Genomic DNA, 23,151 nt, shown 5'->3' on the forward strand with positions numbered 1-23,151 from the left:
CACGAATGGGTCGGCGCGCAGGCGAGCAATGGTCGACCTTGCAGTGATTCATGCAGGGGAGCTGGTGACATGCGGGAGCACGGGAGACACACCTGAGGAATCGCTCGGACTCATCGAGGACGGAGCGCTCTCCGTCGATGACGGGAGGGTCTCCTGGGTGGGCACCACGAAAGAGTATGATCGGAAAGGGCTGAAGGCGAGGCGGACCGTCGACGCCCGAGGAAACCTCGTCACCCCTGGCCTTGTGGACCCCCACACCCATCTGCTCTACGCCGGGAGCAGGGAAGACGAACTCGAGCGGAAGGTCGCAGGCGAGAGCTACAAGGCCATCCTGGCCAGTGGGGGAGGGATAACGAGGACGGTGAGGGAGACGAGGAAAGCCTCTTCCGAGGAAATCGCCAGGGAGTCAGGGGGCCGCCTGGCCCAGCTCCTGAGGAACGGGGTCACCACCGCCGAAGTGAAGACCGGATACGGGCAGAGCATGGAGGGGGAGCTGAAGATACTCGAGGCCGTAGGGCTGCTGAGAAGGACATCCAGAGTAGAGCTGGTCCCGACGTTTCTCGGCCTGCACGCGACTCCTCCCGAGTTCCGGAAGGCGGGCGACTATGTCAACTACGTCGTCAAAGAGGTCCTCCCCGCCATCGCTTCGGCCGAGACCAAGTGTGCCTTTTCAGACTGTTTCTGCGAGGACGGGGTATTCTCACGTCAGGAGTGCGGGACCTATCTCAAGGCGTCCAAAGCATCCGGGTTCAGGCTGAAAATCCACGCCGACGAGTTCGCAGACTCCGGGGGGGCCTCGCTTGCCGCGGAGCTCGGGTGCACCTCGGCAGACCATCTGGGGAGTAGTGACCCGGCCGGAATCGAGGCCCTGGCCGAAAAAGAGGTGGCGGCCGTGCTGCTCCCCTGGACCTCCCTGTCGTCCTCCATACCGTTCGCGGACGCCCGTTCCATCATCGAGTCAGGGTGCAGGGTAGCCCTGGGGACGGACCTCAGCCCTAACTCCTGGGTCGAGTCACCACAGCTTGTCATGAGCCTCGCCTGCGCCGGGATGAAGATGACTCCGGCAGAGGCCCTCCTGGGGTTCACCGTCAACGCGGCCAGGGCTATTGAGAGGCGAGACCTGGGCGTCCTGACCGAGGGTTCGTCGGCTGATTTCGTCGTCTACTCGCTCCCGAGTTACAGGTTCCTCCCCTACCGGATAGGCGGGCAGTACGTGGAGTCTGTCTTCAAGAAGGGGGAAGCCGTCTTCGGACCAGGCTAGGGAAGGCGCCCTGCTAGGATTTGCTTCGCCAGCTCCTCGATTTCGGACCCCTGGGACCTGTCTCCCCTGAGCAGGGGAGAGACCGCCCGTACGTATGCGGAGACGCTCCTCGCGTGGTCTGATATCCCGGTCTCGTTCGAACCGAGGACGTTCGAAGCGCAGATCAGCTCGATGGCGAGAATGCGCGAGACGTTCGTAGCCACCTGGAGCGCCTTTACCCCCGCGTTCACACCGTGACTTGCGTGGTCCTCGATCCCGCCCGACACGCTTGCAGGGTATGACGACTCCGGGTAGATGTTCTTCGCGTTGTCGGCGGTGAGCGCGGTCGCAGTATATTCGAGGAGCATCAGGCCAGACTCCAGGCCGGGCTTCCCCGCCATGTATTTCGTCTCCGGGGGAGTCTTTGAGAGCATGAAATCGATCCTAGACAGGGAGATGACGCCGAGATAGGAAATGGCGAGCGAAAGCAGGTCCGAAACCATGGCCACGGGCTGTGCATGGAAGTTTCCCCCGTGAAGGACCGAGCCGTCCTCCAGCAGCACCGGGTTGTCCGACACCGAGTTCATCTCGTTGACGGTGACCTTCTCGGCGAAGTCGAGGGCGTCACTCAGGGAGCCGTGGACCTGCGGAGCACACCTGATAGAGTACGGGTCCTGGGGGACGGGCTCTGAGCGGACTCTCCTGCTCCCCTTGAGCAGTGCCCTGATTTCCCTGGCGACGGCGCCTTGGCCGGGGTCCTGCTTTACCCCCACGAGCCTCTCGTCGAAGGACTGCGAGCAGGCGCCAAGCGCCTCGGCTGTCGCAGCGAGCGTCGAGTTGGCCGCCCTTAGCAGGATGCCGCCTCTGTGCACGGCGATACACCCCAGGGCCGTGGTGAAGGCGGTCCCGTTTATCAGGGAGAGGCCCTCCTTCGCCTTCAAGACAATGGGCTTGAGCTTGGCGTCTGAAAGCGCTCTGCGGGACTCTTCGAGCTTTCCTCGGTGGTATGCCCTCCCTTCACCCACCAGCGTCAGCGCCATGTGGGCAGAGGGGGTGAGGTCCCCGGACGCGCCGAGAGAACCGAACTCAGGGACGAGAGGGGTGACCCCCCTGTTCAGGAGCTCGACCATCAGCTCCGCTACCTCCCTCCTCACGGCGCTGTTTCCGTTCATGAGGCTGTTGAGACGTATCAGCATGGCTGCTCTGACGACTTCGATTGGGAGGGGGGCACCCACCCCAGAGGAGTGGCTTCGGATCAGGTTCAGCTGGAGCTCTGCCAGATGCTCAGGCCTGACCACCTTGTCGGAGAGAGACCCGAACCCCGTGTTGACGCCGTAGACCACCTCTCCCCTCGACAGCTTCTGTTCGAGGAGCCCGCGGAACTTTTCAAGCTGTTTCAGACCGCCAGGGCTCGCCTTCACGAGTGCGCCCCCTTCTGCCACCTGGACAGCAGCGTCCAGGGTGAGAGAGCGCCCGTCGACCACTACCAAGGTGAAGACCCTTGCGGGGGCGCGTTAAATATGTCACATACCTTTAACTCGAATCTCACCTGCCTGGACACCGTTGAAAAGGGCGGCATCCTATCCGGCCCAGACGTATGACGACCCGAACGACGTGCGGTTTGTCAGGATCGTTCGGCCAGCCGATGCTTCTCAAAAGGATGCGGTGAACATCATCGGTGTCCCCTTTGATGGGGGGGTCCTCGGGAGGAGAGGCGCGGCTGGCGGGCCCCCCGCGATTAGAGAAGCGATGTCGGGTTTCTCCAACTATAACGTCGAACTAGGAGAGTCGCTCGAAGGGTCGCGCGTCTTCGACCTTGGAGACCTGCTGGTCGACCAGGAAGACGTGCTGAAGGCCCATCCCCAGATTGAGGCCGAGATGGCCAAATGCTTGGCGGGCAACTCGCTCCTGGTCGTCCTAGGGGGCGACAACAGCCTGTCTCTTCCATGCATCAGGGCCTCTGGCGCGAAGTTCGGCAAGCTCGGCCTCATAGTAATCGACTCGCACTTCGATCTGAGAGGGAGAATCGGAGGGAAGCCGACGAGTGGGTCCTCGTATGGGCTCGCCATAGAGACGATGCGGGAGCTTGACCCGCGAAGGGTCGTCGAGGTCGGAGTCCATGGTTTCCTCAACTCGAAGGATTACTTCGAGAAGGCGAAGAAGCTGGGCATCAAAGTCGTCACGGCTTCGGAAGCCCGCTCCAAAGGCCCGCGCGAGGTGGCGAAGGAGGCGTACGAAGCCGCTTCGGACGGGGCCGACGCGGTGTATCTCAGCGTCGACCTCGACGCTGTGGACCTGTCTTACGTCTCGGGGGTCAGCGCGCCGAGCGCGGGGGGGATCCCGGCGGACTACCTCCTTGACCTTCTCTACGAGCTCGGTAAGATGCCAGGAGTTAGGTGCGCAGACCTGGTGGAATTGGCCCCATCCCTGGACCCCACTGGGAAGTCGGCAAGGGTGGCCGCCTCGGCTCTGGTGTATCTGATAGCTGGATTCAACTCCAGGAGGAAGGCTCGTCATTAGGAAGGGGGTGCGCGGCGGCCGCCCAATCATTCCTTTGACCGCTGTTTCTCCTTCAGCTCGGCAGTCGCTCGCTCTATGTCAAGCAGAATGGAGCTCCGGACGGGGGCCTCGTAAGCCCCCTTGCAGAACGCCTCGATCACGACTATGACGTCGGTAGGGGTGATGTTCTCGAAATATACCTTCACCGTTTCGGGCTTGGAAACATGGTCGTTCCTGACGACCACGTCGTGCAGCGTGCTGGCCAGTAGCGCCGTGTCGACCGGCTTCGGGACGTCGTACCGCACTCTTACGAGCCTCTCGCTCGGGCTCTGGTCCACGACCGACGCCTGGATCACTATGCTGTTCGGGACCTTGACCAATGTCCCCTCGTCCAGCCTGATGGCGGTGTAGTTCAAGTGGATGTCTTCCACCACACCAGTATAGCCGGGGATCAGCAGGTCGTCGGAGAAGAACTTCGGCGGATAGGAAGGGACTACAAACCCCCATTGCCACGTCGAGAGCGTGATCCTGTTCCCCACCAGGAACGGCCTTGAAGTGAGGATGAGCAGCCCCGCGAACACGTTCGAGAGCGTCTGCTGACCCGCCAGACCGAGCACCAGACCTGTGAAGGTCCCTCCGGCGAGCAGCTGGGTCCCGGACACCCCGGCGAGCCCCAGCACTATGAAGGCGAGGGCGATGTACCCGATGAACCTGAAAGCGGTCCCCACCGTCGCTCCCCTCTCGGGCCCCGAGGTCTTCGAGATCCCCCGCTTGATTTGGTTCGCTAAGATTCCGATTGCGAAGTACCCTGCGACCACCGCGATCGCTATCTTAATCAGGAGAAGGGCGCTGAAGGGCATGTCGCTGAGGAAGTAGATGGCGAAAGAGATGAGAACCGCCGCGGCCACTACAACCGCGAGCGCCACGACAAGCCTTGAAGTGAAAGAGCCTTTCCCGGTATCCATCTGAGCTGATTTCGCCTGCCTCGAAATTTATGCGTTTAATCTGACAGAGTTACACCTTCCGCGGTGCTTCACGCCCGAAAACATAAGTGCGGTGGCCGGGATTTGAATTCTCGAGTCACTCTCATGACTTCCCGAGTTAGTAGCGTGGCAGGCTACTGTCCTGGACCAGGCTAGACGACCACCGCTCGTTTCATGTCGCATCGGATTGGAGGTTAAAAGCTTGCGGCTTGCGCGGCTCAGCCGACTTTGGCCCCGATGGAGACGCCCCGTTCAGGTGTCAGGAGGGACAGCTCCGTCTCGTTGAAAGCGGCCAGGAGCATGCATTCAGAAACGACCCCGGCCACAGACTTCGGCTCGAGGTTGAGCACAGCGACCACCACCTTGTCTTGAAGCTCTTCCTTCGAGTATCTCTCCTTGATTCCAGCGACGCACTGCCTAGTTACCCCTTCCCCGAACTCGACGGTCAGCTTGTACATCGGCTTCCGCGCTGTCGGGATGTCGTCAACGGTCGTTATTCTTCCGACCTTCATCTCGATCTTTGCGAACTCGTCTATCGTGATGGACAATACGGGTCTGGCGGCGGCTTCTGGAGTTAAGCATTGAGGAGGCCGCTTTACACATCCTGGCAGGACATATCAGGCCGCACCCCCAGGGGGGAGTGGGATGGTAGACACAGTCTCCATTTTCACGATCGTGACCGCCATTATCATCGCAGGCTTTCTGAGCGAGTTGTTCTTCAAGAAGACCGGGGTCCCCATCTTCGTTTTTCTGATCCTCCTAGGAATCGTCATCGGGCCCATCCTCAACCTCCTCCCCAGGACGTCTCTGCTCCCTGCGCTAGGCGTCTTCGCTGAACTCACGCTCCTCATGGTTCTGTTCTACGGCGGGATGGACACGAGTCTTGGGGCGATCCTGAAGGGAGGAGGGAGGACGTTCATCCAGGTGGCAATCTATGTGTTCGGAAGCACCGCTGCCATAGCCGCTGTGGTGAGCTTCCTGACGCACTGGGATCCTCTCTCTTCGTTCATCTTTGCGAGCATGGTCGGTGGAGAGACCACCGCGGCCGTGGTAATCCCCCTGTCGAGGTCGCTGAAGCTCCCCGAAATTACAGTCGCCTTCATAACGCTCGAGTCGGTGATGAACTCGATCTTTTCTATCATACTGTTCTTCGCTTTCGTCGGCATCTATCAGACCGGCTCGGCGAACCTGGTGGACACAGTCTCCAAGATTGCCGCGAACTTCTCGGTCGGGATCGTGCTCGGCGCGGTCCTCTCCGTCGGCTGGGTGTTCATACTGAACAGGTTTCAGCAGAGGAAGTACACCTACGTCCTCACCCTTGGGCTGTTGTTCGGCACCTACGTCATCAGCAGCGACGTTGGAGGGAGCGGCGAGCTTTCCGTGCTCATCTTCGGCATCATCCTGGGGAACTACCAGCTGATCAACCGGCTGACCAACAAGACCATCAGCATGGATGTCCTCAGGCAGAGGCTGGGCCTCTTCCAGGAGGAGATATCCTTCCTCATGGAGACCCTGTTCTTCGTCTTCCTGGGGCTCACGTTCGAGATCAATCCGTCGAGCATCGCGGCCAACCTAGGGCTGGGGATAGAGGTCGTGCTCGTCCTTGTCCTGTTCAGAGCAGCCGCTACGACCATATCCACCAGCGGGTCGGAACTGGCTCAGAACAGGAAGGAGATCACATTGATGTGCGCCCAGGGGCTGGTGCCAGCTACGCTCGCAGTCACGGCGGTCAACCTGGGCCTCCCGCACGGCAACTCCTTCGTCAACATAGTCACTTATGTCATCATCCTGACTAACGTGATAGCAGCTGCAGGGGCCGTCTGGAGGCTGAGGAGCCAGAAGAGCAGCTTCAAGGAGTTCATGGCCGGGCTCGACTACTCGTACGGCATGAGGTAGACCCTACTGAAGGCAGACCGTCGATGCGTCGGGGGGCGCTCTCCCCATCCACGAAGAGCTGTCGCTTGGCGGTCCTGACGCAGGAAAGCTCCGAAAGTCATTTAGGCCCGGTGAAAACAACTATCCACTGACCGGACAGATGGCCGAGTTTGTTGTCAAAAAGTCAGGAAGCCGTTCAGACGCAGTCCTGACCGAGGGATGGAGAGAGGTCGGGGAGCTCAAAGCTGATGGAGCGACCGCGTTCAAGCTGACCTCGGAAGGCAAGGCTTGGACGCTGGACCGGAGGGTCCGCGACGAAGTCAGGCCATTCTCTATCAGCGCGTACCCTGCAGACGATACGTCGGCTCCGGTCCTCGTTATAGGAAACCACGTCTTCTTTCATGGCGGGAAGGCGTACTATCTCACAGGCGTCCCTGAAGGTGCTCGCCCAGGAGACCAGTTCCAGGGGAGGCGGCACGTCAACAGGCTGGACACGTTCCCGTTCTCCAGCCTTGAAGAGGTAGACCCGGAGACATGGGGCCGGTTGGGGAGGTACAGGGGGGTCTCCGTCGGGACGATAGAAGGGCTCGGTTTCGAAGGATTCCGGGTCTCGGTCGCGGATGAGTTGGAAGACATCGGGCTCCTCCTCGCGGGGGCGGCCTATCTGCTCTATACGTCGGGGTAGGTGCTTCTGGTAGTCATCAGGCCAGACAGGGTGGGCCCCTTTCCATTCCCGAAGTCCTCCCCGGAGGCGAGGAGGAAAGACTTCTCGGAGGTCGAGCAGCCTTACACCAAGGAGCAGGCCATACTGGAGGCAGACCGTTGCCTCCGCTGCGGCACCCCGGTCTGCATCGACGCCTGCCCGGTCCAGTTGGACGTCCGCGGTATGATGGACGCGGTAGCCAACGGGGACTTCAAGACGGCTTACGAGAGGGTAAGAGAGACCAACCCCCTGTTGGGGGTTACGGCGAGGTGCTGCCCTCAGCTCCAGGGCCTTTGCGAGGACGCGTGTGTGGTCCGCTGGGGAGGCCAACCCCTCTCCATCGGGATGGTCCAACGGTACGTGGCGGACTGGGAGCAGAACGAGTCAAGGCAGCCCGGACCCGCCTCCGAGCCCAAGACAGGGAAGAAGGTGGCCGTAGTCGGGAGCGGCCCCGCTGGGCTGGCGGCGGCCGCGCTGCTCCTCAGGTACGGCCACGACGTCACGGTCTACGAAGAGTCGGACCGCCTCGGGGGGACGGCCTGGTACGGGATACCCGACTACCACCTTCCCAAAGACGTTCTGTCCTACGAAGCCGGGCGCATCGTAGAGGCAGGAGCCCTCGTCAACACACGGGTGAAGGTCGGCCAAGACGTAAGTTTGTCTTCGTTGCTTGACGGGGCCGACGCCGTCCTGGTCGCAACGGGATCCAGGGACGTGAGGGTCTTGGACACCCCAGGGGCTCAACTGGGAGGGATTTACGACGGCTATGGGTTCCTCAGGCGGGTGTACATGGAAGGAGTGGACGCCTACCTCAGGGGCCATGCGAAGGAGCTCGGCAAGAATGTGATCGTCGTTGGCGGCGGCGACAGCGCCCTCGACTGCGCGAGGACCGCACTCAGGTTGACACAGGAGAACGTGACTGTAGTCTACAGGCGCGACGAGAAGGATATGCCCGCCGACCCGATCATGGTGCAGGAGGCGAAGGAAGAGGGGGTCGAGTTCAAGTTCCTCTCTGACCCGACTGAGTTTGTCGGAGACGGACGGGTCGTAAAGGGGGCGGTCGTGGCGGCGATGCAGCTCGGCCAGCCAGACTCTACAGGGAGGAAGCACCCCGAGCCCATCCCGGGGAAGTCGTCCGTGCTGAAGTGCGACAGCGTACTCCTGGCCATAGGGAGGGGGCCCGACTCGTTCCTGGAGAAGGCGGAGGGGCTGAAGGCAGGTCCCAAGGGTGCCATCGCTGTGGACGACCACTACCGGACGTCCATGACGGGGGTCTTCGCGACGGGGGACGCCACCACAGGGGAGACCTTGGTGATAAGGGCTATGGGGCACGCCAGGGAGTGCGCTCAGATAATCCATGAGTTCCTGACAGGGCTTGAGGACCGTCACGTGTCCCTCTACGAGCGGTACTACCTAGAGAGGACGACCGAGGACGCATACCAGGACATGCTCGACGGGAAAGAGGGAGGCCTCCCTCCAGATTGAGCCCGACGGCTGAACCCGGCGCCGTCGTCAGGCTTTCGCTTGGGCGGCGCTGACCGCGGCGGCTATTTCGCTTTCCTTATCGAGTTGATTGTCTCTGTGATCCGCTTGTTCACTTCGGCCAGCATCATGTCCCTTTCCTCGGGGCTCTGGATGTAGACGAGGACCGTCAGCTCGGTAGACTGCGCGCCCTTGGACTTCGTCGTAAGTACCGGAGGGAAGCGCTTGTCCAGGTGGAGCCATAGCTTGTCCAGGCTCTTCATGACCTCGCTTTCGAAGGTCGCAAGGTCGACGTCGTTCCCGACAGTCACGGGGATTACGAGCTCCTTCCACGCCCTGGGAGTCACGTTGACCACTTCTCGCTCCATGAACACGGTGTTGGGGATCGAGACCAGGCGGTTCTCGTCGTCCAGGATGACGACGCTGATGGAGTTCATCTCGATCACCTTGCCGGTATGGCCTCCCATTGAAATCGAGTCACCCAACCTGAACGGGACGTATACGTCAGTGAAGTACTTCGAGCCCATGTTCTCCATCGGCTTCCTGAGGGTCATTATCACCCCGGCGCCCAGCAGGGCGACTATCACGGTGAGTATCTCGGTGTTGAAACCAAGAACCCCCAGACCGAGGATTATCCCCACGGCCCAGATCAACAGCTTCACGGCGCGCCTGGTCTGGACGGTGACGGCCGGGGTGCTGGCGCTCATCACTCGCCCTGTTACGCTGGTCATGGTGCGTGCGACTATCCAGGTCGCCAGGATTATCGCGACGAAGTAGAGCTCTGGCGTGAGCAGAGCGACAATGTCTACCATTTCCCCTCTCCGCCTACGAGCCCCGTTATCATCTTGGACTCGAGCCTTACCCCTTCTGAGATGGTGCACATCTTGGAAGTCACGAATCCCGCCCCTCCCAGTTTGGCTCCAAGCTCAGTGTCGTCCAACATAAGAGAGATCTTCTCCGCCATGTCTTCTATGTCTTCCGGATCCACAAGATAGCCGTTCTTCCCACCCTTGATGAGTTCCGCTATCCCGGCCCTGTTCGTCACTATGGCAGGGCGTCGATGGAGCCACCCTTCCACAACGACCAATCCGAACCCTTCCCTGATTGAAGGGAGGAGCGTCAGGTCGCACCGCTCGTAAAGGGCGTCGAGCTCCTTCTGGGGGATGTGCCCGGTGAACAGGACGTTGTCCGACACCCCAAGCGACCCGCACAGCCTGGTCAGCTCTTGTCGCCACCGTTCCGACTTCGACAGCCCGAGGCCCTGCCTCGAACCAGAGAAGCTGCCGTTGCCGACGGCTACCAGCTTCGCCTTCGGATGGCGCTTGACGGCCCTTGCGAGAGCTCTTATCGCCCTGTCCTGCCCCTTCAGCGGGTCCATCCGGGCCACTACGAGAATCACCCTGTCATCCCTCGCTATGCCCATCCCTTCCGTGATGGCTGCAACCTCTTTCCCCTGCGGGTGAGAGTAGTCATGAGGGTCAACGTATGGGTAAATCCTCTCGACCCTCCCCTGGTACCCGAACTGCTTGAGGGAACCCAGGTACTTGTCCGCGCTCACCACTATGAGGTCGTAACTGTTGAAGTATGTCGAAAGCGGTTCGGTCCACTGCGCCGGAATCATCGAGGTCTCGAAGGGGATGTGCCAACGGTACACCTTGGGCTTCAGGGTCCCTATCATGTGGCCTACCGGAAGCTGTTGGAAGTCGTGGATGTAGAACAGGTCGAAGTCGTGCCTCTTGTCTAAGTCCCTCATGAGTTCGGCGGTCAGACGGTTATAGTGGGCGAACTCCGCGTAGTCGTCGCTCCAGAACATGTCGTCCGCCATCGCGCCCCTTGTTTCGACGCCATGAGCCCTGCCCGATATCGTTTCCTTGATCGTCCCGTAGCTCCGGAGCCTGGAGGTGTCGAGGGTCACGGAGTGCAAGATGACCCCGTCGACATCGACGGTCTTGGGTCCGGTGGGGTTGAGGGAGACCCAATGCGCGCCCTCGACCCTGCCGTCTTGCTTGAGGTGTCTTAGGAGGGGGAGCACCATGCGCGTCACCCCACCGGGAGAGTATCGATAGTCCACACCTTCCTTCAGCTCGGAAAGCCTGAGGACTCCGCGTCCTCGTATGCGCCTCTTCGGGAGCTTCGAGACGAACTGGATCAGAGGCGTCTGCGTGTTGACGCAGATGCTGAGCTTGTCCGTGGAGCTAGCACCGCCTTCGTCGGTGTTGGAAGGAAGGATGGGCATCCCTTACCTTCGGAGCCAGCCACGGGGGGTCTCCTCGCTTGCCACGGTCCATAGAAGTCTGACCTGAGGTTCGGATGCTAATGAACCTCTTTATCGCCTCGGACGCGCCCGCACCGTCGCTCTTCCGCGCGACGTAGTCCGCCTCGCGTGCCAGAACGTCCGGAGAGTTCTTCACGGCGACCCTCAGATCGGCGATCCGGAACATCGCGACGTCGTTCTCTCCGTCTCCGATGCACATGAGGGGCTTTCCTCTTGCTGCCAAGGCTTCGATGGCTCGGGACAGGCCAGTGCCTTTGTCCACGCCTGGAGGGATGACCATCAGGCGGTCTTTGTTGAACTCGACCTCGAAGCCCCGGCCCAGCCAGCGCTTCACCGAGCCCTCTTCCTCTCTGGCGAGCGAGATGATGACCTCCTCTTTCCCGCCTCCTAACCTCTCCAGCAGCTTCCGTCTTACAGCGTGCCATCCTGGAGGGGAAAGGTCCGTCTCCTTCCCTCCAACCATGAGGATGGCACCGTTCTCTGCGACCACCGCGTCGAACAAGGACAAGTCGACCAGCCCCATGAGCTCGGCGAGACTCCTCCCTGTGACGAGGACGAGATTCACACCTGATTTTTTCACGGATGCAAACAGACGGAGCAGCGCCGGACTGACCGGTCGGTCCCCTGGGTAGATCGTTCCGTCGAAATCCAGGGCCAGGACGCCCACCTTGAGGCGCCGGGAGTCGCGGGTCATGGCCTCTTGCAGCTACCCGTGCAGCCCTTCGTCGTTACCGGGCGCCGGCGTTCCCTGCTTCTTCTGCGCGGCGGCTTCGAGCTCCTTCGCGGCCAGTATCAACCCCATGTGGCTGAACGCCTGGGGGAAGTTGCCGAGCGCCTCGCCGCTCGCTGGCTCGACCTCTTCCGAGTACAGCCCCAGGTGGTTCGAGTGGTTCAACAGCTCCTGGAAGTTCCTCTCGGCCTCCTCTACCTTCCCAAGCCTCGCGAGACAGGCGACCAGCCAGAACCCGCAGAGGAGGAACGCGCCCTCGTCCCCCTTCAGCCCGTCGTCAATCCTGTACCTGTACACCAGCGCCCCCTTGGCGAGCTCTCTCTGGATCGCTTCTATCGTGAGGCGCATCTTCTCATCGTCGGCGCTCATGAAACCTATTATGGGGAGCATCAGGTTCGCAGCGTCCAGATCGCCGCTCCCGTAGTACATGACGAAAGAGCTCTTCTTGGGGCTCCACCCCCTTCTCAGGACCTGCGTCCGTATCTTCTGCTTCGTCGCGGTCCACTCCGGCACGTCCTCCTGGTGGCCCGTAGCCCTGGCAATCCTGACCGCCCGGTCGAGCCCTGCGAAGCACCACCCCTTGGTATACACGAAGTGCTCTCTCTTGTTCCTGATCTCCCAGATGCCGTTGCTGGGCTCGTCCCAGTGCTCGACTATGAAGTTGGCCAGAGGCTTCACGAATCTGTAATACATCTCCTCGTTCACGGCGGCCCCCCGCCTGTGAGAGAAGTAGAGGGCGTCAAGCATGTACCCGTAGGCATCGAGCTGAAGCTGGGACGAGGCCGCATTCCCCACCCTCGCCGGCTTCGACCCCTTGTAGCCCTTGATGTGCTTGAGCTCCCTTTCAGGGACATTCGTCCCCCCGTCGACGTCATACATCAGCCTGAGGTCAAGGTCGAGGGCAGGGTTGTTGTCAACCAGCCAGTGGAGGTACCTCTCCGTCTCGCTCTTGAAACCCAGTACGTCGAAAGCCCACAGCGAACTGGCTGAATCTCTTATCCATGAAAACCTGTAGTCCCAGTTCCTGTTCCCTCCGAGCGCTTCTGGAAGGGACGTGGTGGCCGCGGCGACCACAGCGCCAGTAGGGGAGTACACCAGTAGCTTCAGCGCGAGCGCGGACCTCAGGAGCTGCGCCCTCCATCGGCCTCTGTACCTGCACTGGGACGCCCAGTCCAGCCAGAAGAGCTCGGTCCGCGCGCGCTGTCGCTCCGTATGGTAGTCGCTTATGCCGCGAGGGGCAGCCTCCCCGTAGCTCAAGACGAAGGTCATCTTCTGCCCCTGGACGATGGCGAAGGTAGAATCGACCCCGTCCTTGGAAAGCTCGAAGGGGACCGACCAGGACATGACCATCTCGTGCTTCCGATTCCGCATCGAAAGCCCCCGCTCGCTGGCCGAAAAGACCGGCGTCTGAGCGCCGTAGTCGAAGGTAGGCTTGAACAAGAACCTCAACTGGGCGGAACCGCTCATGCATGAAACGATGCGGTGTATCTCCGGAGGGGTGGACCATGCGTCTGTGGTGTGAGAGCACGGCATGAAGTCTGTCAGGTGGATGTGGGCCGTCGCCGTCCTGAACTCGGTCCGCAGGATGTTGGTGTCGTCCAGATAGGATTGGGTGGAGAGCGACGAACCCGTCGGTTGGATTAGCCAGCGACCACCCTTCCCCGGGTCCAGTATCGCAGCGAAGATGGACGGCGAGTCGAACCGAGGGAGGCAGCACCAGTCGATTGAACCGTCGTACCCGACGAGGGCCACCGTCCTGGTGTTCCCGATCACGCCATAGCCGCTGATGGGTTTGTACTCCCCAACGGGGGGGACAGAGAAACGCCTCCCAGTGGGCTTCTGGTTCGGACCTTCCCCGCTCATGTGGTGGCCTCACCAGGGATCCTCAGTGGGACGGTCAATGCCCGCCCTGCTGTAGCTGAAGCACGGTCTTCACCGAGTCCCCGCCCTTGGCCGAATAGGCGTCGCTCCATCTAGACAACGGGACCTTGTCTGTGATGAGCTGCTCGAGAAATCCAGGAAAGCGCCTCTTGATGCGAACGAGGTCTGCGGCTCCGTCCCTGAAGTAAGAGATATTGGCGTTCACCGAACCGAAGTAGACCCTGTTCCCCAGGACGAGGTTGGTGAAGACCTTGCCTGCGTCCTCGGTGCCGACTTGGGACCTGTATATCCCTATGTATGAGACGACACCGTTGGTGCCGGAAAGGTTCTGCGCTTCGAGGGCGACCGACGTGGACCCTGTAGCCTCGAGGACGACGTCGAACCTGTCTTCCATGGAAGAGAGCGGGATATCCCCGACATCAACGTAGGCCGCGCCTGTCGCCACCGCGAGCCTCGCCTTCAGGCTCCCCGGAGGCTTCCTTGCCACCGTGGTCACTTTGAGTCCCTTCATCCTGAGCAGCGCGGTCGCCAGGAGCCCCACGGGGCCGGCTCCGAGCACCAGGGCGTTCTGAGGCTTCCACTTCATCCTCCCCGCCTGGATCCCGAAGGCCTGGTTCAGCCCCTTTTCGACTATGGTCAGCGGCTCGAGGAGCACCCCCAGCTCGGACAGCGCCTCGGGGAGCTTGACAACAAAGCGCGAGTCTGTCACTGCGAGCTCGCTGGCGAACCCGTGCAGCCCCTTGATCCCGTGCTCGCTGTAGTGGCCCGTTAGACACATGTCTGACTCACCGCTCCTGCAGTTGAGGCAGTTCTCTGGGCAGTTCCTCCTGACCGTCGGGACCACAAGGTCCCCCGCCTCGAATCCTTTGGACCCCGGGCCTACCTTTTCCACCCTAGAAAGGGACTCGTGGCCGATGGTCAGATACGGCGAGCCAGCAGGAGCTTCACCGTAGAACCCAGAGATGATGTCCACGTCAGTACCACAAACCCCCACCCGATGGACGCGCAATAGGAGCTCGCCGCGCTTGGGGGAAGGCTCGGGCGCCTCCCTCATCGAGAGTGAGTTGGAAGATCCCGGGACTACGGTTATCGCTTTCACGGGCATCACTCAGTTGTAAGGGAACAGGTAGGGGAGCCCGGGCCTGTCGCTCCAGTCGACATAGCACGTCTTCAGCTGGGTGTAGAGCTCGAGCCCGTATCTCGAGCCCTCGGCCCCAAGGCCCGACATCCTGAAGCCCGTGTGCGCTCCCTGCAGCTGCTCCGGACCGACCTGGTTGACGTACGTCTCCCCGAACCTGATCTTGTGCATCGCTTTCATGACGTTCCCGTTGTCCTTGGTGAAGACATAGGAAGCGAGTCCGTATTCTGAGTCGTTCGCCATCTCGACGGCTTGGTCGAAGGACTCCACCTCCAGGACGGGCACTACTGGTCCGAATATCTCCTTCTGTACGAGAGGGGAGTCCTGCTGGACACCGTCGATCACCGTGGGTTCCAGATACCACCCCTTCTTAATCGAAGTAGGGGGGCGCCCACCGAGGACTACTCTTGACCCTTCCCCTTCGGCAAGCTCGACGAACCGCTCGCTGGTCTCCCTTTCCTTCATACTGACCATCGGCCCCAGGTCCGTCCCTTCGGCAAGAGGGTCCCCGATCCTGAGCGCCTTCGACATCTCGACGAACTTCGTGAGGAAACGCCCCTTGACCGACCGGTCGAGGTACATCCGCTCCGAGCTTATGCAGGTCTGGCCACAGTTCCAGTACCTGGCCCATACGGCGCACTTCAGCGCCCACTCCATATCCGCGTCCCGCCAAACGATGAACGGCGCCTTTCCGCCCAACTCTAGTATGAGCTTCCCCAGTTGGTTCGAAGCGCTCTGCATTATCTTGCGGCCTGCTTCAGTGCTCCCCGTCATAGTGACCAGCCCCGTGGCCTTGTTCCCGCAGAGCTCGTCGCCGACCTCCGACCCATCCCCCGTCACCAGGTTCACCACCCCCTTCGGGATGCCGGCTTCTTCGGCTATCTTCACGATCTCCACGGCGCTGAGTGGAGTATTGCTGGATGGCTTCACAACGACAGAGTTGCCGGTTATGAGGGCGGGAGCGAGTTTCCTGGCCACCATGGCCGAAGGGAAGTTCCAGGGGGTGATGGCCGCCACTACCCCTATGGGAAGCTTGAGTATCATGATGGTCTGTCGCGGATTGTCGCTTGGGAGGACATCTCCCTCTATCCTGCGGGCGAACTCGGCGAAATACTCGAAGTGAGACGCCGACCCCTCCACTTCCAGCCTAGACTCGAAAAGCGGTTTGCCCTGCTCCATCGTCAGCACCCTGGCAAGCCTCTCCTTTCGTTCCCTGATTATTCGGGCCATCTTCAGCATGAACGAAGCGCGCTCGAGCGGGGAGAGTTCCTCCCACTTCTTCTGGGCCTTCGCGGCCGAGTCCAAGGCCCTCTTCGCGTCTTCCCTCGTCCCCTTTGGAACGGTCGCGATTACGCTCTCCGTCGTCGGGCTCGCGACGCTGATGGTCTCGTCGGATGTTCCTCTGACCCATTCCCCGTCTATGTACATCAGCTCAGTACGCGGCGCGGACATGACCGTGGTATTCAAGAGGCACCTAGTGTATTTACATCTTGACTTCAGATGCCTAAAGAAGGAGGTCTCGGATTGGGCGACGCTTTCGGGGATGCGGCAGCGGGGGGTGACCTGAGGGGCGACGCCCTGGCAGCCGTCAGGGCGGCCATTGACGCGGCTGACCCCCGCCGGCTCGTTCTGAGGGAGCTTTCGGCCGAGGGGGGCGTTCTCACGGCGGGCGGGTCCAGGGGAGTGCTTGAGGGCTACCGACGGGTAGTGGTCGTAGGCGGGGGGAAGGCCTCGGCGCTGATGGCGGCGGGGGTCGAGAGGGTCCTCGGCGCCCGGGTTGACGGGGGCGTCGTGATAGTGCCCGAATACCAGCGCCCGCTCCCCAAGCTCCGCAAAGTGAAGTTCGCAGAGTCGACCCACCCTCTCCCTTCGGAGAAGGGGGCGAGGGCCGTCAGGGAGATGCTAGGGTTTCTGAGCGGCGTCGGCGCTGGGGACCTTGTCATCGTCCTGGTCTCGGGTGGAGGTTCCGCTCTCATGCCCGCCCCCATAGAAGGGGTCACACTCAAAGAGCTCGAACTCACCACGAGCCTCCTCCTGAGGGCCGGGGCGGAAATCGGGGAGGTCAACTGCGTCAGAAAGCATCTTTCTGAGATAGCAGGTGGGAGGCTGGTCGAGAAGACTAACGGCGCCGAAGTCCTGACGCTGCTCATCTCGGACGTCGTCGGGGACGATCTGAGTTCGGTAGCGTCCGGACCTACGGTCCCGGACCCCACCACGTTCTCTGGAGCCAGGCGCATACTGACTGACCGTGGGATCTGGAGCAGGGTCCCTCAGTCGGTCAGAGATGCAGTCCGGGAAGGGGCAGAAGGGTCAACCGCCGAGACCCCGAAACCAGGCGACAGGGCGTTCAGGAGGGTGACGAACGTCCTCGTCGGGTCCAACGATGTGGCTACCACAGCGGCGAGCGAAGCGCTCAGGGCCCGGGGCTACAGGGTCACCCGCGCTTCTTCGGTTATAGGGGAAGCCAGAGATGTCGGGAAGAGGCTGGCCGCGCTCGCTCGGGCGACTCCAGGCTCCGGACGGTGGGCGGCGGTGTGGGGAGGGGAGACCACCGTGACAGTCAGAGGGAATGGGATAGGAGGGAGGAACCAAGAACTGGCCCTCGCTGCTGCCATCGAGCTCAAGGGGACTTCTGGCATCGCGCTTGTCTCTTTCGGGACGGATGGGGTAGATGGGCCGACGGACGCGGCCGGGGCACTGGCTGACTCCGTCTCCTTCGACAGAGCGAGGGCCATGGGGCTCGACCCGAGGGCACTGCTGGAGAACAACGACTCCCATTCCTTCTTCAGGTCGCTGGGCGACCTAGTCGTGACGGGCCCCACTGGGACGAACGTCAATGACGTGATGTTGGCAATCCGCAGTTGACCTAGGACTTCTTCCAGGTGTCCTTGACGACCCAGACAGGCTCGTCAGGGTCGAAGGTCTCCTGCCCTTTGAAGACGTGCTCCTCTAAGATTCTCTCATCTACGTCTACGCCGATCCCGGGCTTGGAGGAAACGGCGGAGTGCCCCTTCACCACTGGGGTTCCGTTCTTCACAAGCATCCTCTTCCACTCCGGGAACACGTCATAGAACGACTCTTGTACGAGGAAGTTGGGGATGGCGGCGTCGACCTGGAGGGTGGCCGCGTTCTGGATGGGGCCGAAGGCGTTGTGGAACGCCATCTCGACGCCGTAGGCTTCGGCTATGGCGCTCATCTTTTTCGCCTGGGTTATCCCTCCTATGTTCGTGATGTCGGCCTGGAGGAAGTCGGTGAGGTGGTTCGAGCAGACGTATGCCGCGTGCTCTTTGGTGAGTATCCGTTCTCCCAGCGCCACCCTTATCCGGGTCGAAGCCCGGTACTTCCTTAGCCCTTCCACGTTGTCAGGGTGGATAGGCTCCTCTGCGAAAAGAGGCTCGAGAGGCTCGAGCTTCCTCGCAGCCGATATCGCGGAGTTAGGGTTGAACCGCCCGTGGTGCTCTATCAGCAGCTCCACCTTCCCCCTGGTGGCGTCCCTGACAGCCTCGACCCGCTCGTACGCGAGCTCCAGCCCTGGGGCGTCGATCCAGTCGTAGTACCTTCCGAAGGGGTCGAACTTCAGCGCCGTGTACCCCATGGCAGCATACTTCTTGGCCCTGGCCCCGAACTGTGCGGGGGTCACGCAGCCTGAGTACCAGCCGTTGGCGTAAAGCCTCACGGATTTCCTGAATGACCCACCGATAAGCCTGTGGACCGGCTCGCCGAGCTTCTTCCCGACGATGTCCCAGCAGGCGATGTCGAAGGCGCTCAGCGCGGTGGTCGATTCGAATGACACCGGGAGATAGAAGTCATGCTTGTGCCACTCGTGCTGGTTCAGCTCCATGTCGGCGGGGTCCTTGCCCTTGTATAGCCTCCCCACCTCTCTGAGAGACTCCACCACGGGCCTCACCCGGAGGGTCGGGACAGCCTCGCCGTAGCCGACGATTCCATCGGAGGTGGTGAGCCTGAGGATGATGGATATCCCCGCCCAGGTGGCGCCGCCAGCCTTCGTGGGCTCGCCGAGCGTGAATATCTCGAAGTCTGTTATCTTCAACCAGAGCGCCTGTCTTTTTCTCCGTTGCCCTCTATTTCAACCCAGCCTTCTCCACCAGCTCTCGGACCTTGCGCCGCTCGAGGTCAGACAGAGGGGTCTGTGGCGGTCTCACTTCGCCTACAGGGAATCCTGCTGCGCCCATAGCTGCCTTCAGCCCAGCGGGAAAGTAGCCTGTCCCGGCGGCTTCGACGAGGGGGAGCAGGGATTTCTGGGCTCCAAGGGCGTCTTCCGGCCGTCCCTTCTCGAAGAGGTCGAAGATGCTCGAGGAAGTCTTCGGGGCTATGTTGGAGATGCTGATGACCGCGCCTTTCCCTCCTGCCTCCAGGCAAGAATATGCCATGGCGTCAGACCCGGTGAACACCGCCACCTTCTGTCCGACGGCCTCGATGAAAGCCACGAGGTTGAGCATGTTGTACTCGGTGTACTTCATGCCGACGATCATTTTGTCCTCCGCGAGCCTCGACACGACAGAAAGGGGGACGAAGTTGTGGGTCCACTCTGGGATGTTGTAGAGCACCAGCGGGAGGGTTACCCCGCCGTGTATCGACGCGAAATGCCGAAAAAGGCCTTCCTCGTCAACCCTGTAGTAGTACGGAGCGGTAGCCACGACCCCGTCGGCGCCCGCGTCTGCCGCGTCCTTGGCGTATGCTATGGCGTTCTTGGGGGAAGGGTCGGATATCCCCGCCAGGACGGGAATCCTGGAGTTCGTCCTGTCGACGACGACCTCCAGCACGCGCTTCCGCTCTCTCTTGTCCAGGAGGGCGAACTCTCCGGTCGTCCCCAGCGGGAACAGTCCGTCGACCCCGCCATCGATGAGGTAGTCTGTGAGCTCACGCAGTCTATCTTCGTCCACCTCCCCGCTCTTGTCGAACGGAGTAGGCATCGGCGACCATATGCCGCGGAGCTTGAGCGCCAGCATCCATCATCTCCTATAGAGGATACGCCATGGCCCTGGCGGGGGCCCCGTCACATCCTCCGACCTTTATGGGGAGACAGACGAAGAAGACGCGCCCTCCCACCAACCCCGCCAACCCTTCGGCGAGCGACTCGACGATAGGTATCCCGTGAGACAGAAGGGCCAGGTGCGCCACGGGGCGGGGGGCGCCGAACCCTTCAACCGAAAGATAGTCGATTCCGACCGCCTTGACCCTCTTCTTCACCAGCCAGTCGGCGGCGTCCTCGCCCAGGTAGGTGTACTTCCGCCTAGCCTTGGGGTCGCGCCACCTTTTGCTGAACCCCGTGTAGATCAGGACTATGTCCCCCGCCCGGGCCGATGAAGCGTGCAGTTGGAGGTCGGAGCCGGTTATGGCGGACCCCGGGGGCACCTCTGACATGTCGACAACCTCCGCTTCCCCTACGAAGCTCTCGACCGGAAGCTCGTCCAGTGCCTTCCCTCCCTTGACGAAATGTGCGGGAGCGTCGACGTGCGTCCCCGTATGCGACCCTAGCCTCATGAGAGAAAGGTTGACTCCGTCTTTTGCGAGCGTCTTGTACTTCGAGATCTTGGGGACGGCGTCGCCCACGTAGAACGTCATGCCGTTTTCGATGGTCTGGGTGAGGTCCACCGCGCTCCCCGTGCTGACTGCCACGGACACGAAAGCGCACGCCCAGAGACGGGTAATACGCCTTTTCGCGGAACGAAATCCGTAAGAGAAGCCGAACCCCGAGTTGAGTATGGACATTACGCGGAGGTTCTCGTTCGGGGTGAACCTCGACGACACGTGGAGGTATTCTGGGGTGCCTGAGCCGAAGTCGATCATCTTCCCGCACCTGCTTTCCCTGAGCCTTAGAGAAAGAGGGAGATTCGAGAAGGTAGAGGAAGCCACCATCAAGCTGCGCAACCAGGCGATACCTCAGGACGAAGCCGACAGGGCTTCGCTTGCCCTCGCTGACAGCCTTCGGTCCATAGGCGCTGATTTCGTCAGGTGCTGGTTCCCGTGGAGGTTCTTCGAGCCGGTCCCCGTCCCCGAGGCTGACCTTGGCTCGCTGCTCGACTCGGGATACGAGAGATGGCCGACTGACGGGCTGGTCAGGGCGCTCGTTGAACAGGGCATATCTGTCCTGCCCGTCCTCGCCTGCGGCTACGAACGCATGCTGCCACACGGGATGAGCCCGGACGCGGGAGAAGAAGAGTACCTGAAGAGGGTCGAGACACATGCGAGGGTGCTGGTCAGGCACTACAGGGAGAAGGTCAGCACGTGGCAGATAGAGAACGAACCGAACTGGTGGGCGATGCACGAGGCGGGAGGGTGGCGCACAGGGGCGTCATGGCTCGAAGGGCCAAGCTTCAGGGACGTACTGCTCAAAGTCCTCAACGACGCGGTCCACGAAGAGGACCCGCAGGCCAGGACCATGACCAACCTCGAGGCTGACGAAGAGAAGCTCGACGTAGCAGAGTTCGCGAAATACTGCGACGTCGTGGGACTGGACTTCTACCCGAACTACAAGGCTTCGGAGCCGGTCGACGCGGCTGTGATCAGGAAAGCTCGGGACGTGTCCAAGGAGACCGGCAAGCCGGTGATGGTCGCGGAGACCGGCTACCCGAGCGGCCCGTCGCTGCTTGGTTACAGCAAGAAGAAACAGGCGGACTACGTCGAAAGGGCCATGAAAGAGGCATTCTCTCTGGAGGGAGTCACAGCTATAGGCGTCTGGAGGTACCTCGACACCTCCTGGTCTTCGTTCCCGCCGCAGGAAAACCATTTCGGGCTGATAGACGAGAAGGAGGGTCCCAAGGAAGCCTGGTACAGGTACGGTGAAGTGCTGAAGGAGCTGAGGGGCTAAGGGCGCCCGGGATAGGGCTTCAATTCTTTTAACTGCAGGTTCTCAGGCAGGGCCTAAGAGGGCCGGTCGTCTAGTCTGGTAGGATACAGCGGAGCGCGTCTAGTCCCTTGGCAAAGAAATCCAGACTGGGAGAGGTCGGGGGTCCAAATCCCCCCCGGTCCACCTTTCACTTTGGGTGGGACGGACCGATGATTTCTTTGTACCCTAGATAGAGGTTCCCGAACCCGATTACCCCCACCGTGAGGAGGACGAGAACTGTCGCAACGCTTACCGAATTGAGGTTAGGGATGGGGTTCCCGGTGCTCAAAGCCAGGTTGCCCAAGACGGGAAGGCCGACCACCAGTCCTCCGATTATCGCAAATGCTATTCCGCCAAGATAGAGCGTCCGAGCAGCTGCAGAGCGGCCGACATATTTGATCTGTCCAGCGGTGAGCTTCTTCAATCTCATTATGTTGGCAAAGATGGAACCCAGGATCACCTGCATCATCATGGTCCCTATCCCGAAGAAAGTCCCCACGAGGGCAGCGTAGAATATGTTCGGCATCTGGGGCGCAAGGATGAAGACGATTACGCTCGCATAGGCACCGAGCCCCCACCCAGCTATGAAGCCGTGAACGGTGGCGAGTTTCAGGGGCACGGGCTTGGGCCCGTCTTCTGACTCGTGCATTGGGACCCGCTCCGCCTGGGCCGTATGGTGCTGGTCGCCCCCCAAGAGGCGGTCCAGGGGGACATGGATGTCCGAACCTTTGAGCAGGTAATAGCCGGCTAGAAGCATCCCGATTCCTACAATCACGTAGATGTAACCTTCGAGGTTGTAGGCTTCGTATATCGCAGCTAGCCCGGTGAACCCCATCGCCGCCAGAATAGTTCGCTGGATGGTAAATCCGCCGGAGAACATGAACCCGGCCCTCATCCCTCCTCTTGAGCTGTAGCTGCCTATCGAGTAGCTGAAGGTTATCGGCCACGTGTGCTCGTCTGGGGTCAGACCGTGGAGCATCCCAAGGATCACGGCTATGCCCAAAATCGCCGGAATCGCTAGTCCAGACTCGGGGTGAAGGAGCGAGCCCAGGTCAAACATGCCTGGCACCTACCGGGATCGGCCTTCCGTGGGGGCATTTCTCTGGGTGGCTCAGGTGGGCACAGAGCTTCTCCAGGTCGGCCTCGTTGATCGGAGTCGACATGGATGATGATACCCTGCAGGCCTCCTCCAGCGGCAGGCCGTTCCTGACCAGTACCGTCTCGATGAGACGGTGGGTCCTGGTCGCCTTTTTGAAGCAGTCAGCCCCCTCCTCTGACAGCCTGTAGCCGCTCGGGCCCTTCTCGACCAGATTCATACCCATCAGTTTGTCCAGGAACTGAAGCGCGGTCGGGGGGGCTATCTTCATCGTGGCGGCGATATCTTTCACCCTGGCCGGCCAGCCGTCGGAAGACAGGGAGTGGACGGACTCCAGGCAATCCATTTCTCTTCGACTGAGGGCTGAACTCATTTTAGAGCTGACCTAACCAGGTTAGG

General features: G+C 61.2%; 21 protein-coding genes and 2 tRNA genes. 8 read left to right on the forward strand and 15 right to left on the reverse strand.

The window, feature by feature from the left end; genetic code table 11:
* Positions 1-28: 28 nt before the first annotated feature.
* Entirely contained in the window at positions 29-1,261 is a 1,233-nt protein-coding gene (locus JRN21_07820; GenBank protein ID MDG6989215.1) for an imidazolonepropionase, read from the forward strand.
* Here the strand turns inward: JRN21_07820 and JRN21_07825 are convergent.
* Positions 1,258-2,730, reverse strand: coding sequence for an aromatic amino acid lyase (locus JRN21_07825; GenBank protein MDG6989216.1), 1,473 nt, complete (start codon positions 2,728-2,730; stop codon positions 1,258-1,260). The two genes, JRN21_07820 and JRN21_07825, sit on opposite strands and share 4 nt — an antisense overlap.
* A 73-nt stretch (positions 2,731-2,803) precedes the next feature.
* Between JRN21_07825 and JRN21_07830 the strand changes: the two genes are divergently transcribed.
* Positions 2,804-3,760, forward strand: a complete 957-nt coding sequence (locus tag JRN21_07830) for an agmatinase family protein (GenBank protein ID MDG6989217.1) — start codon at positions 2,804-2,806, stop codon at positions 3,758-3,760.
* Positions 3,761-3,786: 26 nt separating this feature from the next.
* On the opposite strand, the gene JRN21_07835 is transcribed toward JRN21_07830, so the two are convergent.
* From JRN21_07835 to JRN21_07845, 3 genes are all read right to left on the reverse strand, one after another.
* The gene (locus JRN21_07835; GenBank protein MDG6989218.1) at positions 3,787-4,599 is read right to left on the reverse strand and encodes a mechanosensitive ion channel family protein; all 813 of its coding nucleotides are present in this window, start codon (positions 4,597-4,599) and stop codon (positions 3,787-3,789) included.
* Between the two features lie 192 nt (positions 4,600-4,791).
* Positions 4,792-4,889 (reverse strand) — tRNA-Gly (locus JRN21_07840).
* A gap of 51 nt (positions 4,890-4,940) precedes the next feature.
* Positions 4,941-5,270, reverse strand: coding sequence for a tRNA-binding protein (locus JRN21_07845; protein MDG6989219.1), 330 nt, complete (start codon positions 5,268-5,270; stop codon positions 4,941-4,943).
* Between the two features lie 97 nt (positions 5,271-5,367).
* Between JRN21_07845 and JRN21_07850 the strand changes: the two genes are divergently transcribed.
* The 3 genes from JRN21_07850 to JRN21_07860 all read left to right on the forward strand — a co-directional run bounded on the left by JRN21_07850 (position 5,368) and on the right by JRN21_07860 (position 8,785).
* Positions 5,368-6,618: a cation:proton antiporter gene (locus tag JRN21_07850; protein MDG6989220.1), complete on the forward strand. Its 1,251-nt coding sequence runs from the start codon at positions 5,368-5,370 to the stop codon at positions 6,616-6,618.
* Positions 6,619-6,757: 139 nt separating this feature from the next.
* Positions 6,758-7,282, forward strand: coding sequence for a hypothetical protein (locus JRN21_07855; protein ID MDG6989221.1), 525 nt, complete (start codon positions 6,758-6,760; stop codon positions 7,280-7,282).
* On the forward strand, positions 7,283-8,785 hold the full coding sequence (locus JRN21_07860; GenBank protein MDG6989222.1) for an NAD(P)-dependent oxidoreductase: 1,503 nt from the start codon (positions 7,283-7,285) through the stop codon (positions 8,783-8,785).
* 62 nt (positions 8,786-8,847) lie between these two features.
* On the opposite strand, the gene JRN21_07865 is transcribed toward JRN21_07860, so the two are convergent.
* The 6 genes from JRN21_07865 to aldA are packed head-to-tail and all read right to left on the reverse strand — an operon-like array spanning position 8,848 to position 16,258.
* On the reverse strand, positions 8,848-9,594 hold the full coding sequence (locus JRN21_07865; protein MDG6989223.1) for a mechanosensitive ion channel: 747 nt from the start codon (positions 9,592-9,594) through the stop codon (positions 8,848-8,850).
* Entirely contained in the window at positions 9,588-11,018 is a 1,431-nt protein-coding gene (locus JRN21_07870; protein ID MDG6989224.1) for a glycosyltransferase family 4 protein, read from the reverse strand. Before JRN21_07870 ends, JRN21_07865 begins: the two co-directional genes overlap by 7 nt.
* A complete protein-coding gene (locus JRN21_07875) occupies positions 10,978-11,751 on the reverse strand; it encodes an HAD family phosphatase (GenBank protein ID MDG6989225.1) in 774 nt (257 codons plus the stop codon). The genes JRN21_07870 and JRN21_07875 overlap by 41 nt, the downstream gene beginning before the upstream one ends.
* 12 nt (positions 11,752-11,763) lie before the next feature.
* Entirely contained in the window at positions 11,764-13,650 is a 1,887-nt protein-coding gene (locus JRN21_07880; protein MDG6989226.1) for a glycoside hydrolase family 15 protein, read from the reverse strand.
* Positions 13,651-13,684: 34 nt separating this feature from the next.
* Positions 13,685-14,767, reverse strand: coding sequence for a glucose 1-dehydrogenase (locus JRN21_07885; protein ID MDG6989227.1), 1,083 nt, complete (start codon positions 14,765-14,767; stop codon positions 13,685-13,687).
* Positions 14,768-14,776: 9 nt separating this feature from the next.
* Positions 14,777-16,258 carry an aldehyde dehydrogenase gene (aldA, locus tag JRN21_07890; GenBank protein ID MDG6989228.1) on the reverse strand — a complete coding sequence of 494 codons (1,482 nt, stop codon included), beginning with the start codon at positions 16,256-16,258 and terminating at the stop codon, positions 14,777-14,779.
* 72 nt (positions 16,259-16,330) lie between these two features.
* On the opposite strand from aldA, the gene JRN21_07895 reads away from it, so the two are divergent.
* A complete protein-coding gene (locus JRN21_07895; protein MDG6989229.1) occupies positions 16,331-17,671 on the forward strand; it encodes a glycerate kinase in 1,341 nt (446 codons plus the stop codon).
* 1 nt (position 17,672) lies between these two features.
* Here JRN21_07895 and JRN21_07900 read toward each other — a convergent pair whose 3' ends face one another.
* Genes JRN21_07900 through JRN21_07910 form a run of 3 tightly spaced genes read right to left on the reverse strand, consistent with a single transcriptional unit; the run spans position 17,673 to position 20,452 of the window.
* On the reverse strand, positions 17,673-18,857 hold the full coding sequence (locus JRN21_07900; protein MDG6989230.1) for a mandelate racemase/muconate lactonizing enzyme family protein: 1,185 nt from the start codon (positions 18,855-18,857) through the stop codon (positions 17,673-17,675).
* 31 nt (positions 18,858-18,888) lie between these two features.
* Positions 18,889-19,776 (reverse strand): dihydrodipicolinate synthase family protein, encoded by an 888-nt coding sequence (locus JRN21_07905; GenBank protein MDG6989231.1) that lies wholly within the window; start codon positions 19,774-19,776, stop codon positions 18,889-18,891.
* 10 nt (positions 19,777-19,786) lie between these two features.
* Entirely contained in the window at positions 19,787-20,452 is a 666-nt protein-coding gene (locus tag JRN21_07910) for a cyclase family protein (GenBank protein MDG6989232.1), read from the reverse strand.
* A 73-nt stretch (positions 20,453-20,525) separates the two neighbouring features.
* On the opposite strand from JRN21_07910, the gene JRN21_07915 reads away from it, so the two are divergent.
* Positions 20,526-21,638, forward strand: coding sequence for a hypothetical protein (locus JRN21_07915; protein MDG6989233.1), 1,113 nt, complete (start codon positions 20,526-20,528; stop codon positions 21,636-21,638).
* Between the two features lie 59 nt (positions 21,639-21,697).
* A tRNA-Ala gene (locus JRN21_07920) sits at positions 21,698-21,800 on the forward strand.
* A 4-nt stretch (positions 21,801-21,804) separates the two neighbouring features.
* On the opposite strand, the gene JRN21_07925 is transcribed toward JRN21_07920, so the two are convergent.
* The gene (locus JRN21_07925) at positions 21,805-22,716 is read right to left on the reverse strand and encodes a hypothetical protein (protein ID MDG6989234.1); all 912 of its coding nucleotides are present in this window, start codon (positions 22,714-22,716) and stop codon (positions 21,805-21,807) included.
* Complete coding sequence (locus JRN21_07930; GenBank protein ID MDG6989235.1) at positions 22,709-23,098, reverse strand: metal-dependent transcriptional regulator; 390 nt, start codon at positions 23,096-23,098, stop codon at positions 22,709-22,711. Before JRN21_07930 ends, JRN21_07925 begins: the two co-directional genes overlap by 8 nt.
* Positions 23,099-23,151 lie beyond the last annotated feature (53 nt).

It is taken from the genome of Nitrososphaerota archaeon, from assembly GCA_029785825.1.
Taxonomy (GTDB): Archaea; Thermoproteota; Nitrososphaeria; order Nitrososphaerales; family Gagatemarchaeaceae; genus UBA183.

Excerpts from the sequence above, each read along its gene's own strand:
- JRN21_07820 (MDG6989215.1), top strand. The coding sequence starts at position 29 with ATGGTCGACCTTGCAGTGATTCATGCAGGGGAGCTGGTGACATGCGGG.
- JRN21_07835 (MDG6989218.1), bottom strand. The coding sequence starts at position 4,599 with ATGCCCTTCAGCGCCCTTCTCCTGATTAAGATAGCGATCGCGGTGGTC.
- JRN21_07850 (MDG6989220.1), top strand. The coding sequence starts at position 5,368 with ATGGTAGACACAGTCTCCATTTTCACGATCGTGACCGCCATTATCATC.
- JRN21_07855 (MDG6989221.1), top strand. The coding sequence starts at position 6,758 with ATGGCCGAGTTTGTTGTCAAAAAGTCAGGAAGCCGTTCAGACGCAGTC.
- JRN21_07865 (MDG6989223.1), bottom strand. The coding sequence starts at position 9,594 with ATGGTAGACATTGTCGCTCTGCTCACGCCAGAGCTCTACTTCGTCGCG.
- JRN21_07870 (MDG6989224.1), bottom strand. The coding sequence starts at position 11,018 with ATGCCCATCCTTCCTTCCAACACCGACGAAGGCGGTGCTAGCTCCACG.
- JRN21_07875 (MDG6989225.1), bottom strand. The coding sequence starts at position 11,751 with ATGACCCGCGACTCCCGGCGCCTCAAGGTGGGCGTCCTGGCCCTGGAT.
- JRN21_07880 (MDG6989226.1), bottom strand. The coding sequence starts at position 13,650 with ATGAGCGGGGAAGGTCCGAACCAGAAGCCCACTGGGAGGCGTTTCTCT.
- aldA (MDG6989228.1), bottom strand. The coding sequence starts at position 16,258 with ATGTCCGCGCCGCGTACTGAGCTGATGTACATAGACGGGGAATGGGTC.
- JRN21_07905 (MDG6989231.1), bottom strand. The coding sequence starts at position 19,776 with ATGCTGGCGCTCAAGCTCCGCGGCATATGGTCGCCGATGCCTACTCCG.
- JRN21_07925 (MDG6989234.1), bottom strand. The coding sequence starts at position 22,716 with ATGTTTGACCTGGGCTCGCTCCTTCACCCCGAGTCTGGACTAGCGATT.
- JRN21_07930 (MDG6989235.1), bottom strand. The coding sequence starts at position 23,098 with ATGGATTGCCTGGAGTCCGTCCACTCCCTGTCTTCCGACGGCTGGCCG.